This is a genomic window from Streptomyces canus (assembly GCF_001514145.1).
Taxonomy (GTDB): domain Bacteria; phylum Actinomycetota; class Actinomycetes; order Streptomycetales; family Streptomycetaceae; genus Streptomyces; species Streptomyces canus.
In genome coordinates this window covers 25,271-37,649 of record NZ_KQ948667.1, presented here as the reverse complement: position 1 = coordinate 37,649, position 12,379 = coordinate 25,271, and the positions used below count along the sequence as shown (strand labels likewise).

11 protein-coding genes are annotated in these 12,379 nt (G+C 70.2%); 5 read left to right on the top strand and 6 right to left on the bottom strand.

Annotation, left to right across the window (positions count from 1 at the left end; genetic code table 11):
• Window positions 1-61 precede the first annotated feature (61 nt).
• Window positions 62-523: an SHOCT domain-containing protein gene (locus AQJ46_RS32605; RefSeq protein ID WP_059208988.1), complete on the top strand. Its 462-nt coding sequence runs from the start codon at window positions 62-64 to the stop codon at window positions 521-523.
• Between the two features lie 30 nt (window positions 524-553).
• Window positions 554-1,045, top strand: coding sequence for a DUF7144 family membrane protein (locus AQJ46_RS32600; RefSeq protein ID WP_059208987.1), 492 nt, complete (start codon window positions 554-556; stop codon window positions 1,043-1,045).
• An 11-nt stretch (window positions 1,046-1,056) separates the two neighbouring features.
• Here AQJ46_RS32600 and AQJ46_RS32595 read toward each other — a convergent pair whose 3' ends face one another.
• Complete coding sequence (locus tag AQJ46_RS32595) at window positions 1,057-2,394, bottom strand: hypothetical protein (protein ID WP_225887442.1); 1,338 nt, start codon at window positions 2,392-2,394, stop codon at window positions 1,057-1,059.
• A 176-nt stretch (window positions 2,395-2,570) separates the two neighbouring features.
• On the opposite strand from AQJ46_RS32595, the gene AQJ46_RS32590 reads away from it, so the two are divergent.
• The gene (locus tag AQJ46_RS32590; RefSeq protein ID WP_057609416.1) at window positions 2,571-2,993 is read left to right on the top strand and encodes a DUF6325 family protein; all 423 of its coding nucleotides are present in this window, start codon (window positions 2,571-2,573) and stop codon (window positions 2,991-2,993) included.
• Window positions 2,994-3,030: 37 nt separating this feature from the next.
• A complete protein-coding gene (locus tag AQJ46_RS32585; RefSeq protein ID WP_059208986.1) occupies window positions 3,031-3,321 on the top strand; it encodes an SHOCT domain-containing protein in 291 nt (96 codons plus the stop codon).
• A 26-nt stretch (window positions 3,322-3,347) separates the two neighbouring features.
• Here the strand turns inward: AQJ46_RS32585 and AQJ46_RS32580 are convergent, their stop codons facing one another.
• Window positions 3,348-6,365 carry a hypothetical protein gene (locus AQJ46_RS32580; protein ID WP_059208985.1) on the bottom strand — a complete coding sequence of 1,006 codons (3,018 nt, stop codon included), beginning with the start codon at window positions 6,363-6,365 and terminating at the stop codon, window positions 3,348-3,350.
• Window positions 6,366-6,565: 200 nt separating this feature from the next.
• On the opposite strand from AQJ46_RS32580, the gene AQJ46_RS32575 reads away from it, so the two are divergent.
• A complete protein-coding gene (locus tag AQJ46_RS32575; protein WP_225887441.1) occupies window positions 6,566-9,418 on the top strand; it encodes a PKD domain-containing protein in 2,853 nt (950 codons plus the stop codon).
• 26 nt (window positions 9,419-9,444) lie between these two features.
• Here AQJ46_RS32575 and AQJ46_RS32570 read toward each other — a convergent pair whose 3' ends face one another.
• The 4 genes from AQJ46_RS32570 to AQJ46_RS32555 are packed head-to-tail and all read right to left on the bottom strand — an operon-like array spanning window position 9,445 to window position 12,376.
• The gene (locus AQJ46_RS32570; RefSeq protein ID WP_059208983.1) at window positions 9,445-10,074 is read right to left on the bottom strand and encodes a hypothetical protein; all 630 of its coding nucleotides are present in this window, start codon (window positions 10,072-10,074) and stop codon (window positions 9,445-9,447) included.
• A complete protein-coding gene (locus tag AQJ46_RS32565; protein ID WP_059208982.1) occupies window positions 10,071-10,766 on the bottom strand; it encodes a hypothetical protein in 696 nt (231 codons plus the stop codon). Before AQJ46_RS32565 ends, AQJ46_RS32570 begins: the two co-directional genes overlap by 4 nt.
• Window positions 10,763-12,049: a WXG100 family type VII secretion target gene (locus tag AQJ46_RS32560; RefSeq protein ID WP_059208981.1), complete on the bottom strand. Its 1,287-nt coding sequence runs from the start codon at window positions 12,047-12,049 to the stop codon at window positions 10,763-10,765. The genes AQJ46_RS32565 and AQJ46_RS32560 overlap by 4 nt, the downstream gene beginning before the upstream one ends.
• A gap of 3 nt (window positions 12,050-12,052) precedes the next feature.
• Complete coding sequence (locus AQJ46_RS32555) at window positions 12,053-12,376, bottom strand: hypothetical protein (protein WP_057608879.1); 324 nt, start codon at window positions 12,374-12,376, stop codon at window positions 12,053-12,055.
• Window positions 12,377-12,379: the final 3 nt, after the last annotated feature.

Below are 12,379 nucleotides of genomic sequence, written 5' to 3'. Positions count from 1 at the left end.
GTGGCCACGCTGAGACTGCACGAAACGGCAGCCGGGCGAGTGCCCGGGACGGAGGAGAGACATGAGCGCGCAGACGTACCTCGCGTACGACTATCCCCTGCTGAGCGTCTTCTGGAGCATGCTCTGGTTCTTCCTGTGGATCATGTGGTTCGTCCTGCTCTTCCGCGTCGTCGTCGACATCTTCCGTGACGACGAGATGAGCGGCTGGGGGAAGGCCGGCTGGCTGGCGTTCACCATCCTGCTGCCCTTCCTGGGCGTCTTCGTCTACGTGATCGCACGCGGCAAGAACATGGGCCGCCGGGAGATGTCCCAGGCCCGAGCCCAGCAGGAAGCCTTCGACGCCCGCATCAGGGAGGCCGCGGGCACCCAGACCCGGACCAGCAGCATCGACGAGCTCGCCAAGCTGTCCGACATCCGCGCCCGTGGCGACATCACGGACGAGGAGTTCCGCAGGGCCAAGGAACTGGTCCTGGCCGGCCACGGCCCGGCGGAGCACACCGGCTCCACCACCACCGGTCGCTGAGCGTACGTACACGACGAATCGAGGCACAAGATGACTGCGACACACACTCAGGGGGCACACACGGCGAAGCAGGAATGGGCCACCGGCCTGACCGCCTTCGGTGCCGTGATGCTCTTCCTCGTCGGCCTGCTCGACATCTTCCGGGGCATCATGGCCATCGCCGAGGACGACATCTTCGTCACGACGCGCAACTATGCGTTCGAGTTCGACCTGACCGGCTGGGGCTGGGTCCACCTCGCGCTGGGCGTGGTCGCCGTGCTCGTCAGCATCGGGCTGCTCCGGACGTCGACGTGGGCGCGCGTCCTCGGCGTGGCCATCGCCGGGCTCGTCATCATCGCCAACTTCCTCTCCCTGCCGTACTACCCGGTGTGGTCGGTCGTGATGATCGCGATCTCGGGCTTCATCATCTGGGCCCTGTGCGTGGTCCAGCGCGACAACCTCTTCACCGTGTCCGACGAGCGTCCGCCGTCCGACGACCGTCAGTCGCACAGGATGTCGTCCCCGCCGCACGGACCCGCATGAGCACAGCGGCCTCAGGGAGCCGCGGCGGTCCGGGACTCGGGGGCGGCCGGGGCGGAGCCGGTGTCCAGGAACTCACGGATCGCGAAGCCCACCAGCACGATGACCGTGGTCCACACCACGACCATCGTGGTCGGGTAGGTCCAGGTGAACAGGACGATCGCGGCGACCACGAGGATCGCGACCCCGATCCAGCGCTTGAAGCGGTGCACGAACCGCCCGACCGCCCCGAGTCGAAGTCCTTCGGAGACCGACACGTCGCGCAGGGCGCCGATGCTCCTGCGGCAGCCGTTGCGCACGAGGACGGCGATCCGGGACGGGCCGCTGAGGAAGGCGCCGATGGCGACGATGAGGGCGACGGCACCGAGCGCCCGTACTCCGGCGCGCAGGAACTTGATCAGCGCGTCGTACACCGCTCCGGCGGCGGCCGGGGACGCTCCGGAGGGCAGATGGTCGAGGTAGACGTCCCGGAAGACGGTGAGGGTGATGCCGAGGACCAGCATGGCCAGGAACACCGCCAACCCGGCCCCGATCAGCGCGTGCCGGCGGTTGAACGCGGTGTACACCCCCGCCGCGGCCACCAGCAGGGCGATGAGGGGCAGCCAGCTGCCCATGATCTCCAGGACTCTCATATAGGTCTTGATCTTGCCGATGTCCTTCGACTGGACCACCACGAAGTCCGTGTGGACGTCCGGGATCTTCGCGGCGACTCCGAGGCCGGCGTCGACCAACCGCTCCTTGACCTGGGCCACGATCGGGGCCACGTCGATGGCCACCTGGTCGTTCTTCAGCGAGACCGCGCCGTCGCCCTCGCCCGTCAGGGCCTTGTCGACGGACGAGTGCACCCTGCGGTTGGCCTCCACCCAGACCTTCTCGAAGGCACTGCTGCTGACCACCCGCTCCACGGTGCCGCTGACCAGCTGCTTCAGACCGCTCGTGATCGGCCCGTCCAGGTTGCCGACCAGCTGGGCCGCCTTCGGCGGCACGCCCTTCTCCGACACGGCGTCCTGCAGCTGTTTGACCAGCACGTCCACGTCGATCTTCGCCAGCACCACGTCGGTGACCCGGTTGGTGACGGCCTTCTGCACATCCGGGTTCGAGGCCAGTGGTCCCACCGTGGCGACGTAGCGGTCGGTGTCCCGCACGATGCTGTTCGCCCAGACCGCGATGACGGACAGCAGCGACAGCAGGGCCGCGAAGAGGATCAGCAGGACGGATCCCGTGGACCGGAGGAAGTGATGCCGTGCCGCCTGCGGGTGCCCGCCGCTCTCCAGGGCGCCTACGCGGTGCCGCAGTTCATCCAGTTCGCTGCGCTCCCGGTTCGAGAGCGGCTCGTCGCCGTTGTGGGCCATGGACACCAGAAGATCGGTGCGGCGCCGAAGGCGCGACCCGTGTGCGCCCGACGGGTGAACCGCGCACGACGTGCGGCCGCCCCGATGCGGTGATGCAATGGCATGGGGGAGCAGCCACGAGCCCAGAAGGTGACGCCGTGAGCGACACATTCGATGCAGTCGACACATCCGGCGCGATGGGACCGATCGACTATCTGGTCGTCGAGTTCCCCGGCAACCGAATGACCGGCGAGGGCTTCCCCCTCCTGGTCGATCTGGTGGACCGCGGCCTCATCCGGATCCTCGACCTGACGTTCATCCGGAAGGACGCCGACGGATCCGTGACCGGTCTGGAGATCGGCGATCTCACCGGCGACGGCGAACTCGACCTGGCCGTCTTCGAGGGAGCGTCCTCCGGCCTGCTGGGCCAGGACGACCTCGTGGAGGCAGCCGCCGCCCTGGAACCCGGCAACTCCGCCGGAGTCCTGATCTACGAGAACCTCTGGGCCGCCCCGTTCGCCGCCGCCCTGCGACGCGGCGGTGCCGAACTGGTCGCCTCCGGGAGGATCCCGGTCCCCGCCGTTCTGGCCGCGCTCGACGCGGCGGAAACCTCGCCCTGAAGAGCGAGGGCAAGGGGAAACGAGAAGGGAGATCACCATGCCTGGACTCCTGCGAGGGGTGGCCCGTACAGCCGTCGTCGCCGGAACGGCGACCGCCGTGTCCAACCGCGTATCCCGCCGGCAGCAGGGACGCTGGGCGGCCCAGCAGGGGCCCCAGGAGCCGGCACCGCAGCCGGCACCGGCGCCTCCTGCCGAGCCATCCGCTCCGCCGCCCTCCGACATGACCAGCAAGATCGAACAGCTGAAGCAGCTGGGCGACCTCAAGACCCAGGGCCTGCTCACGGAAGCGGAGTTCGAGGACCAGAAGCGCAGGCTCCTGGCCTCTTGACCCGTACCGGGCGACAGGGCGATGTATCAGCGGGTGACCATCACCGCGTCCAGGGTCACGGTGGATCGTGCGGACGTGCTGCCGGAGAGGATCCGCAACTGCACCTTGTGGGTCCTGATCGTGGTGCCGAGGGTGCGGGTGAACACGACTTGCCGGTACGCGGTCCTGGCCGCGTAGGTGTTCACCGTGCCGACCGTCCTCCCGTCCACCACGACCGCGAAGCGCCCGCCGTTGGACTTCCGGGCCGCCACGACGCGCAGCTGAGTGCCGTCCGCCGTGAAGGAGACGTACGCCCCCTTGGTGGCGGAGACGCGTTCGGTGCCCGACCAGGCGGAGGTCGCCGCCACCGACTTCCAGGTGCCCGTGTAACGGAGGGCCGTCGCACGGTCGTCGACCGGGATGCCGGTGGTGGCCGCCTTGCTCCAGGGGCCGGTCTGGCCGGCGTCGTCATGGGCGCGGACGTAGAAGCGGTAGGTGAGTCCGGCCACCGGCTTCACGGGGCTGCCCGCCTTGCCGAAGACCGCCGATGTGGCCGTGGTGGCCGTGCGCCAGGTCTGGAGCGACCCGAGCCTCCAGACACCCGCGCTGTCGCGCGTGGCGACGCGCCATCCGATGTCGTACGACTTCACACCCGCCGTCCGCGCCGACCAGCCGACCGGCACGGACGCGGTGGTCGCCGCGCTGCTCGCCACGGCCGGCGAGGTGACGGTGGCGGCGGGGACCGTCCGGCGCAGGGTCACCTTGCCGGTGATGTCCGCCGCCGCCCGGCCGGTGACCGTGTCACGCGCGGTCAGCGTCCAGGTGTAGGCGCCCTCGGCGGCCGCGCTGCCCGTCCCGCTCGTGCCGTTCCACACCGGGGCGACCTTGCCCGCGGTGGAGGTGCCGGTCAGCGAACGCACCTGTGTGGTACCGGACTTGAGGGTGAGCGTCCAGCTCACCGGACGGTCGTAGGTCCAGGTGGGGGCCCAGGTGTCGGTCTTTCCGTCGCCGTTGGGACTGAAGCCGGCCGGGACGGCGGACGAGGCGGTGGCAGGGACGCCCGCCCAGACCACGTGGGTGACGCCGGTGCCGTCCATCCAGGCCGCCCAGGGGGCGTCGCGGTCGACCGCCCATCGGTCGGCGGCGCCGGTGTCGGCCTTGTCCGGGAGCGTGAACAGGGGCTGCGTCCCGGTCGAAGTCCCGGTCAGTGACCGGGCGTTCAGCGTGACGGCGGTGCTGTCGGAGGACTTGGTGAACGTGTACAGGACGCCCGTGCCGAGGATGGGCGTGCGGACGGAGGAGTCCACCGTGGTGGTGACCGAGCTGCCCGCCTGAAGCAGCAGGCCGGTGGTGGAGGCGGCGGTCCCGCAGGTGGTCAGCAGGATCCGGGAGCCGCGCACCTGGAGGCCGCCGGGAAGGCAGTTCACGGTGGCGGCGGTGGTGACGGTGCCGGTCGTCAGGTCGGTGCGGTGGATCGCCCAGGTGGACGTGGTGCCGTTGCGCACCGAGGAGTACAGGGCGCCGCCGGACAGCGCGGAGCCGGACGGGACGCGCTGCGTGTGCCCGTCCGCGAAGGTGTAGAGGAGCAGAGTGCCGTTCGACGCGGTCGTCTTGTCCGACACCAGGGCGTGTTCGCCGTCGAAGTCCACGACGTTCACCACCGAGGCGTCGTCGTAGTTCAGCGGCGTGCCGACCAGCTTGCCGTCCGCGTCGTACACCTGGAAGTGGCTCGGCTCGGGTGCGCCGCCCTGTTCGACCAGGACCCGTCCCCCGGCGGCGGCCAGCGTCTGGTGGACCAGTCCGCTGGTGTACGCCAGCACCCGGGACGGCGTGCTCGCCGAGGCCCCGGCCGGGCCGGCCGACAGGTTTGAGCGGAGCAGGACGCCCTGCCGTCGGGAGGAGTCGTCGGCCGTGTAGAGCGCGCCGCCGGACAGCGCCAGGGCGTCCAGCCGGGCGGGCCCCGCGGGGATGGTGGTGGCGTCACCGGCGGCGGTGGAGATCCGGCCGTCGGTGAGGGTCTGGATCGCGGCGTCCACGTCGTCCCGGTAGAGCGCCAGGCGCATCGTGCCGTCGTCGCCGACCGAGAGATCGGTGGCGGTCCCGCCGAGGTCGGTCGCCGGTGTGGATCCGTCCCTGGCCATCGCGAACAGCTCGGCCGCTCCGTCCGCCGCGCTCCACCGGTACCAGGCGAGGGTGTCGTCGCTGATCCAGCGGGCGTCGGCGGAGGGCAGGGTGACCTCGGACGGCCCGTCCCCGGGCGCCGACCGCTGCCACTCGGTCAGGGTCGCCCCGTCGACGACCCCGACGTGGCCGGGGGTGAACTCCAGGCCCTGCGGCAGTTCGTCGGTGGCGGGCTCGGCCACGGTGACCGTCGCACCGGTGGCGAAGTCGACGTACACGATCCGGTGGTCCCAGCCGGGCGCGGTCCGCCGGAGCACCAGAGCGCCGTGCGCGTCCGAGGCGAGGACCTCGTACTGCTCGTCGCCGGAGAGCAGGGTCCGGTCCTCGCCACCGGGGGTGCGCAGCAGCAGGCGCACCAGAGAGGCGGAGGTGTCGTCCTGGTAGCTCTGCTGGACGAGGATGCCGTCGCCGGCCTGTGCGCGGTAGCGCTCGTCGCCCGCGGCGCCCGAACTGTCGTAGGCGACCGGGAGAACGTCCTCGGCACCGGAGTCGAGATCGCGCAGGGTGACATGGTCGGCGAGGGCGCCGTTCGGGTCGGTGGAGGTGGCAGCGGCCACCACACCGTCCTGGACGGACACCGCGTGGACGGTCACCGTCTCGTCGGTGTCGGCGAGCCGGCCGAGGTCCTGCGGGGTGCCTCCGGAGACGGCGAGCCAGCCGTGGGCCCGGGTGTCGGCGGACGTCTTCTGACGCCAGACGACCGCCTGGCCGGAACCGGAGATGTCGCCCGCGGCGGGCACGGAGGTCGTCCGCGCGGCCAGCGTGGTCGACACGTCGGCCGCGGCCGCGGCGCCGGCCGGGCCGGCGGTGACGGCCTGCGTCACGGCGAGCGCGGTGAGGGCGGCTGCCGGGACGGCGAGGAACCGGCGTCTGAGGGGAGGCATGGGCGGCCCTATCTCCTGTGGATCAACAAGCGTGATCGTCAAAGCCTGCCGATGCGCTGGTCTGCGTGGTCCCCGCCCCAGCCAAACCTTGCGCAAACTTTCGAGGTGGGGAGAAGATCTGAGCCTCTCGCCGACATCTGCCGTCCCCGACCTGACCTACGCTCCCGCCAGTTGCGGCGAGTCCGGAGGGGGACGCGATCATGGGCTTGTTCGTGGGGCGGGGACGACCGCTGCGGAGACAACCACTGGTGGCGTCCGCCGCCCTCTCGGTCCTGCTCGTCGGCTGCCTGGGCGCGGGCGTCGCCCACGCGGACACCGCCGCCGGCACGACGCTCTACGTCGACGACGAGGCCGCCGGGTGCAACGACACCGGTCCCGGTTCGGCGGCGGAGCCCTTCTGCCAGATCCAGCCGGCCGCGGACGCCGCGGTGCCCGGCGACACCGTGCGCATCGCGGGCAACAACACGTCCTACGCGCCCGTGACCATCAGGTCCACGGGCACCGCGGACGCCCCCGTCTCGTTCCGCTCCGCGTACGGCGACGGCTCGTCCGTCACCGTCGCGGGCCCGAGCCCGGCCACGGGGATCACCTTCTCGGGTGCCCAGTACGTCGACATGACCGGGATCCGGGCCAGGGCCGCCAGGGCGAGTGCCCTGGCCGTCGAGGACTCGCAGCACATCAGCTACAGCGGCGCCTTCGTACAGAACGCCCTCGCCGACGACACCACCGCGGTGATCGCGGTCGACGGATCCTCCTCGGACATCTCCCTCACCCGGCTCGAAATCGACCGGCTCTCCGGGCTGGACGTCACCAGCGCCGCCGGAGCGCGGAACATCACGCTGGCCGACGACACCTTCGACGGCGGCGGAGTCTCGGCCGTGGGCACCACGGGCATCGACTTCGCGGGCGACACCTTCTGGACGGTCTGCGGCGCGATCGGTCTGACCGACGGCAGTTCCGGGTCGGTGGAGAACACCGTCGCCCGGTCCTACGGCACGACAGCCTGCTCCGGCACCCAGGCCGAGCTCACGGTGGACGCCACCTCCGCCCCTGCGGTCACCGCGGACTACAACGCGCTCAACCCGCCGTCGACCGGGACGGACTACGACTGGGCCGGCACCGGCTACGCCACCGCGCAGGCGTTCCGGACGGCCACCGGCCAGGGCGCCCACGACCTGGACCAGACGGATCTGACGATCCCCGGGGGCGGAGTGCTCGCGGAGCACTCACCCCTCATCGACTCGGCCGACTCCAACGCCCCCGGCGAGCTGTCCACGGACATCGACGGCCGTCCCCGGGTCGACGACCCCCTGGTCCCGGACACCGGCACCGGCCACGTCGACCGGGGCGCCACCGAGTTCCAGGACCCGTTCACGGTGAACGCGCTCGACATGAGCGCCGGGTACGTCGGCGTACCGGTCACCGCCCACGCACAGCTGAGCAACCCGTGGTCGGACTCGCTCGACGGACTCACGTACACCTTCGACTTCGCGGACGGTACGACGGTCACCTCCACCACTGGCTCGGCCACCCACACCTACACGCAGACCACGTCGAGCACCGGCGTCCAGGCCACGGTGGTGGTGAACAGGGCCGACGGCACGCGGGTCGGTGCGGCCGGCTACTGGGAACGGGTCGAGCCGGTGCCGGACCTCACCACGACGATCGGCTGCGCGAGCAGCCCCGTTCAGCCCGACACCGCCGCCTGCGGGCACGAGACCGAGTTCGACCCCTACTCGATCACCAGTGACCGGATCACCTTCGGCGACGGCTCGGCGGCGCTCTCCGTGCCCACCGCCGGTGACCCGGTGCCGCACACCTACAAGGCACCCGGCACGTACACCGTCACGCACACCGTCACGGACTCCGGCGGGCGGACCGCCACCGCGACCGCCAAGGCCACGGTCGGCGCGGCCTTCCTCGCCGCCGGTCCCGTACGGATGCTGGACACCCGCAACGGGACGGGCGCGCCGAAGCGGCCTGTCGGCGCCGGCGGTGTGGTCCGGCTGAAGGTCCTCGGCGTGGGCTACGTCCCGGCGTCCGGGGTGACGGCGGTGACCCTGAACGTCACCGACGCGGGCGCCACGGCGTCCAGTTATGTGTCGGTCTACCCGGACGGCACCGCCCGCCCGAGCGCCTCGAACCTCAACTTCCGTGCCGGGCAGGACAATCCGAACCTGGTCACCGTCCGGGTGGGCGGCGACGGCTACGTCGACCTGTACAACGCGCACGGCAAGGTGAACCTCATCGCGGATCTGGAGGGCTACTACACCACCACCAGGTCCGGTACCGACGACCTCTCCATGTCCGGCCTGGCCACCATGGCCCCGACACGGGTGCTGGACACCCGCAACGGCACTGGCGCCGCCAAGGGAGCGGTCGGTCCGGGCAGCATCACGACCTTCACCCTGCCGAAGTACGCCCGCGGCTGGGCGACGGTCGGCGCCGTCCTCAACGTCACCGTGACCGGGGGCACCAGCGGCGGCTACATCACCGTGAGCTGCAGCAGCCCCACGTCGGCCACGTCGACTCTCAACTACCGGCCCGGACAGACCGCATCCAACCTCGCCGTCCCCTGTGTGAACGCCGGCAAGGTCCAGATCTACAACAGCGCCGGGCACGTCCAGCTGATCGCCGACCTCCAGGGGGTGTACACCAACGAGCAGGCGGAAACGCCCGACGACTGGTTCGCCCTCTCCGGCGGGCCGTTCGTGGCGACCGCGCCCACCCGTTTCCTCGACACCCGCACGGGACTGGGCGCGTCCGCGAAGCCGCTGGGCGCGAACGGGACCCTCACCGTGAAGCTCACCAAGGTCCCGGCGGGAGCCACCGCCGTACTGGTCAACCTCACGGGCGTCGCCCCGACCGCCAACACCTACCTGACCGCCTACGGCGACGGCACCCTGCCGACCGTGTCGAACGACAACCTCACCGCGGGCCAGACCCGCCCGGTCCTCGCTGTGATCCCGGTCGGGGCCGACGGCTCCCTCCGCATCCACAACGCGCACGGCTCGGTCGATGTCGTCGCCGACCTGGAGGGCTACTACGGCTGAGGCACTAGCTGGTCCCGCTCAGCGAACTACTGGCGACGAGCGGGACGCTTGATGCCCGCGCGCCCCGCCTTCTCGGTTCGCTCGGGTCCGGCGTTGGCGCGGTCCTCGTTCCTCGCGGCCCAGTCCCTGGGCTGGAGGAAGAGCAGCTCACCGCTGCCCGGCACGATGATCGCGCCGCCGAAGGGCTCGTCGCCGGCGAACCAGACGCCGTCCGTGATGCCGGCAGGCCACCGACGACGCCCCAACGCGTGCTTCGCACGCAGGGTGAAGGGGGTGCCACCCTGATCTCCGAAGCGCAGGAAGAGCGTGTGGGTCGACTCCATGCCGTACTTCTCGACCGGGGTGCGGAATTCGAGCGGGTAGGTCCGGAACACCTTCGAGCACTTCCGGGTAAAACTCAGGCGGTCGGCAAGAAGGAACAGCGTCCACACCGTGCCGAACATTCCGACAATGGCCACCGGCAGCAAATAGTCGAGGCGGAACACGAACAGCTGGACCCACAGCAGCAGGAACACCGGGAAGAACTTGAGGAACTTCTTCAGCGCGACACCGTAGTGGTAACGCACTGCGCCCCCGAAGTCCGTTCCGTCGGTCGCGTACGGCGCGGGCGGGGTGTCCGACTCCAGACCGTCTTTCCATCGTTCTGGCACTGTCATCCGAACGGGCTCCTTTCGTCTGCCCCTGAGCCGGAATCCGAGAACGGGACCTCGGCAGGGTCCGGCGCCGCCGGGTCGTCGAACGTCACCGTACGCGCGACGCCGAGCAGCACGCCGCGGTAGTCGTCGGCGAGCGCCACCGCCGGGGTGACCAACTGCACGGTGATGATCGACGAGGTGCGAAGAACCGGGATCGCCACCGTGCCCTGCCAGACGGTCCCCTGCGCGGGCTCGTCCTGACCCTCGGGGGGAGCGGTCGGCGCGGGCGTGGTCCGCTCCGTCTCCAGCACGTATCCGGTGCCCACGGGCAGTTCCACGGGCACGATGCCGTCGGCAGGACCGGTCCCGTCCCCCAGCATCTGGAGAAGCACGGCTTCAGGGTGCGCTCCCGACGTGCGGACGGTGGAGACCGTGAGGACGGACAGGTTGGCCCCGCCGTGTTCGTCCGGGTGCATGCCGAGCGCGCACCCCATGACCTCCTGGCTCCGCAGCATCGTCAGGACGCCGGCGTACAGCCGGAACACCTGGTCGGCGCGGTCACGGAGGTCATCGGGGAAGGCGTTGATCTGCCGGGCCACCTCCTGGATGCCCTCAGGTGAAGGCTGGAGGTCCAGCTGGAGGTATCCGTAGGGCAGTCCGTACCAGAATTCCGGCTTCGGCTCGGCCTCCACCGTGCCAGGGAATCCGTTCACAGCCGGATACCCCCCACCAGTTCGCCGATGTCCTGCGCGATTGCCGTCACGCCGCCCTTGAGCCCGGTCGAGGCAGCCACACCCTTGGTGACCTCCGACGCGTCATGTCCGGGACCGTTCTTCGGGAACACGCCCAGGTTTTCCAGGGACGAGGCCATGTTGGCCGCCACGTTGACGCCGTTGATGCCGTACTGGAGCGCTCCGGTCGCGGGGTCGGTGGCCACGTCGAGAGCCTTGAAGTTGAACGCGGGCACGATCTCCCTGCCGAACGCGCCCAGCTTCGAGCCCACCGACAGGGCCTCGCCGCCCTCTCGTGCGACCGCCGCCGCGAGACCCGCCTCGCTGCCGGCCCTGGCGAGGGCGCCGACGCCGGGCACCATGCCGAGGGTGTCACCGGCCATGGAGGCCCAGGCGAAGGCGCCCTCCTTCCAGCCGTACTCGCCCATCAGCGAGTCCCTGAAGTCCTCGCTCGCAAGGTTCTTGGCCATGGAGACCGCGCTCGCCGCGACCGCGATACCGGCGAAGACCGGCGCCAGCGGTGTGGGGAGCAGGGCCAGCAGTCCCGCGATGGCTCCGATGGTTCCGGCGTGCTCCACGAGGAATTCGCCGACCGCCTTGAGGCCCTCCCCGATGGCGTTGAGGGCGCTCTCGAACCACCCCGGCTCCTTGGGGGCCAGCTTGTCGTCGGCCTCGTCGAGGCTGCGGGCGACGGCCTCGGCCGCGTGGGTGTGGGTGCCCTCCAGCTCCTTCGCCTTCGCGATGACGTCGTTGTAGGCGGTGTTGGCGTTGTTGAGCTGGGTGGTGGCCGCGTTCAGTTCGCGCTCGGCGGTACGCAGGCGCTCCGTCGCGGCATCCGCCTCCGCCTGGCTGGGGTATTCCTTGCCGGCGAGCTTGAGGTCCGGGTTCCCCTGGGCCTGGTCGTAGCGGGTCCTGGCCTTGTCGACGTCACCCTTGTTCTCGCGCGCGGCATCGTCGTACTTCTTGGCCAGATCGCGGTGGGAGGTCAGATCGCCTTCCCATGTGCCCAGCGCCGCAGCGGCTTTGCCGAGCGAGTTCCCGGCGTTCATCATGGCGGTCTTGAGGTCGCCGTCCAGCGTGTCCCGGAACGCGCTCGCCGCGTCTCCCTGCCAGCTGGAGCTCGCCCCGAGCAGATACTCGATCTGCCGGTGGCAGTTGTTGAGCGTGTCGGCCGCGGACTTCACCTTGCGGTAGAGGGAGGTGACCTGCTCGGGAATTCCGGGTACCGGGTTCCAACCGAGGCTCGGATACGGATTGTTGCCCACCTGCTACTTCCCCCCGGTATTCGCGGCGTTGGTCTCCTCCATCTTTTTGAGGGCCTTCGAGAGGTTCTCCTCAAACTGCTTGTAGCTCAGCGCGGTCTTCTCCACGCCCTCGTCGACCGCTTTGATCATGTCCTTCAACTGGCCCGTTCCGTACTTCCATCTGTTCTGGAAGGACTCACACGCCTCGTCCAGCCGCGGAGTTCCGATCTGGTCGGCACTGACAGCGGAGAGCGCTGTGCGTGCTTCCTCCAGATCCGTCACGGACTGCTTCAACACCCGGCCAAAAGAGTTCAATTGGCTCAGATCGACCTTGAATTCATCCGCCATGTG

Excerpts from the sequence above, each read along its gene's own strand:
- AQJ46_RS32575 (WP_225887441.1), top strand. The coding sequence starts at position 6,566 with ATGGGCTTGTTCGTGGGGCGGGGACGACCGCTGCGGAGACAACCACTG.
- AQJ46_RS32605 (WP_059208988.1), top strand. The coding sequence starts at position 62 with ATGAGCGCGCAGACGTACCTCGCGTACGACTATCCCCTGCTGAGCGTC.
- AQJ46_RS32600 (WP_059208987.1), top strand. The coding sequence starts at position 554 with ATGACTGCGACACACACTCAGGGGGCACACACGGCGAAGCAGGAATGG.
- AQJ46_RS32590 (WP_057609416.1), top strand. The coding sequence starts at position 2,571 with ATGGGACCGATCGACTATCTGGTCGTCGAGTTCCCCGGCAACCGAATG.
- AQJ46_RS32585 (WP_059208986.1), top strand. The coding sequence starts at position 3,031 with ATGCCTGGACTCCTGCGAGGGGTGGCCCGTACAGCCGTCGTCGCCGGA.
- AQJ46_RS32555 (WP_057608879.1), bottom strand. The coding sequence starts at position 12,376 with ATGGCGGATGAATTCAAGGTCGATCTGAGCCAATTGAACTCTTTTGGC.
- AQJ46_RS32570 (WP_059208983.1), bottom strand. The coding sequence starts at position 10,074 with ATGACAGTGCCAGAACGATGGAAAGACGGTCTGGAGTCGGACACCCCG.
- AQJ46_RS32595 (WP_225887442.1), bottom strand. The coding sequence starts at position 2,394 with ATGGCCCACAACGGCGACGAGCCGCTCTCGAACCGGGAGCGCAGCGAA.
- AQJ46_RS32580 (WP_059208985.1), bottom strand. The coding sequence starts at position 6,365 with ATGCCTCCCCTCAGACGCCGGTTCCTCGCCGTCCCGGCAGCCGCCCTC.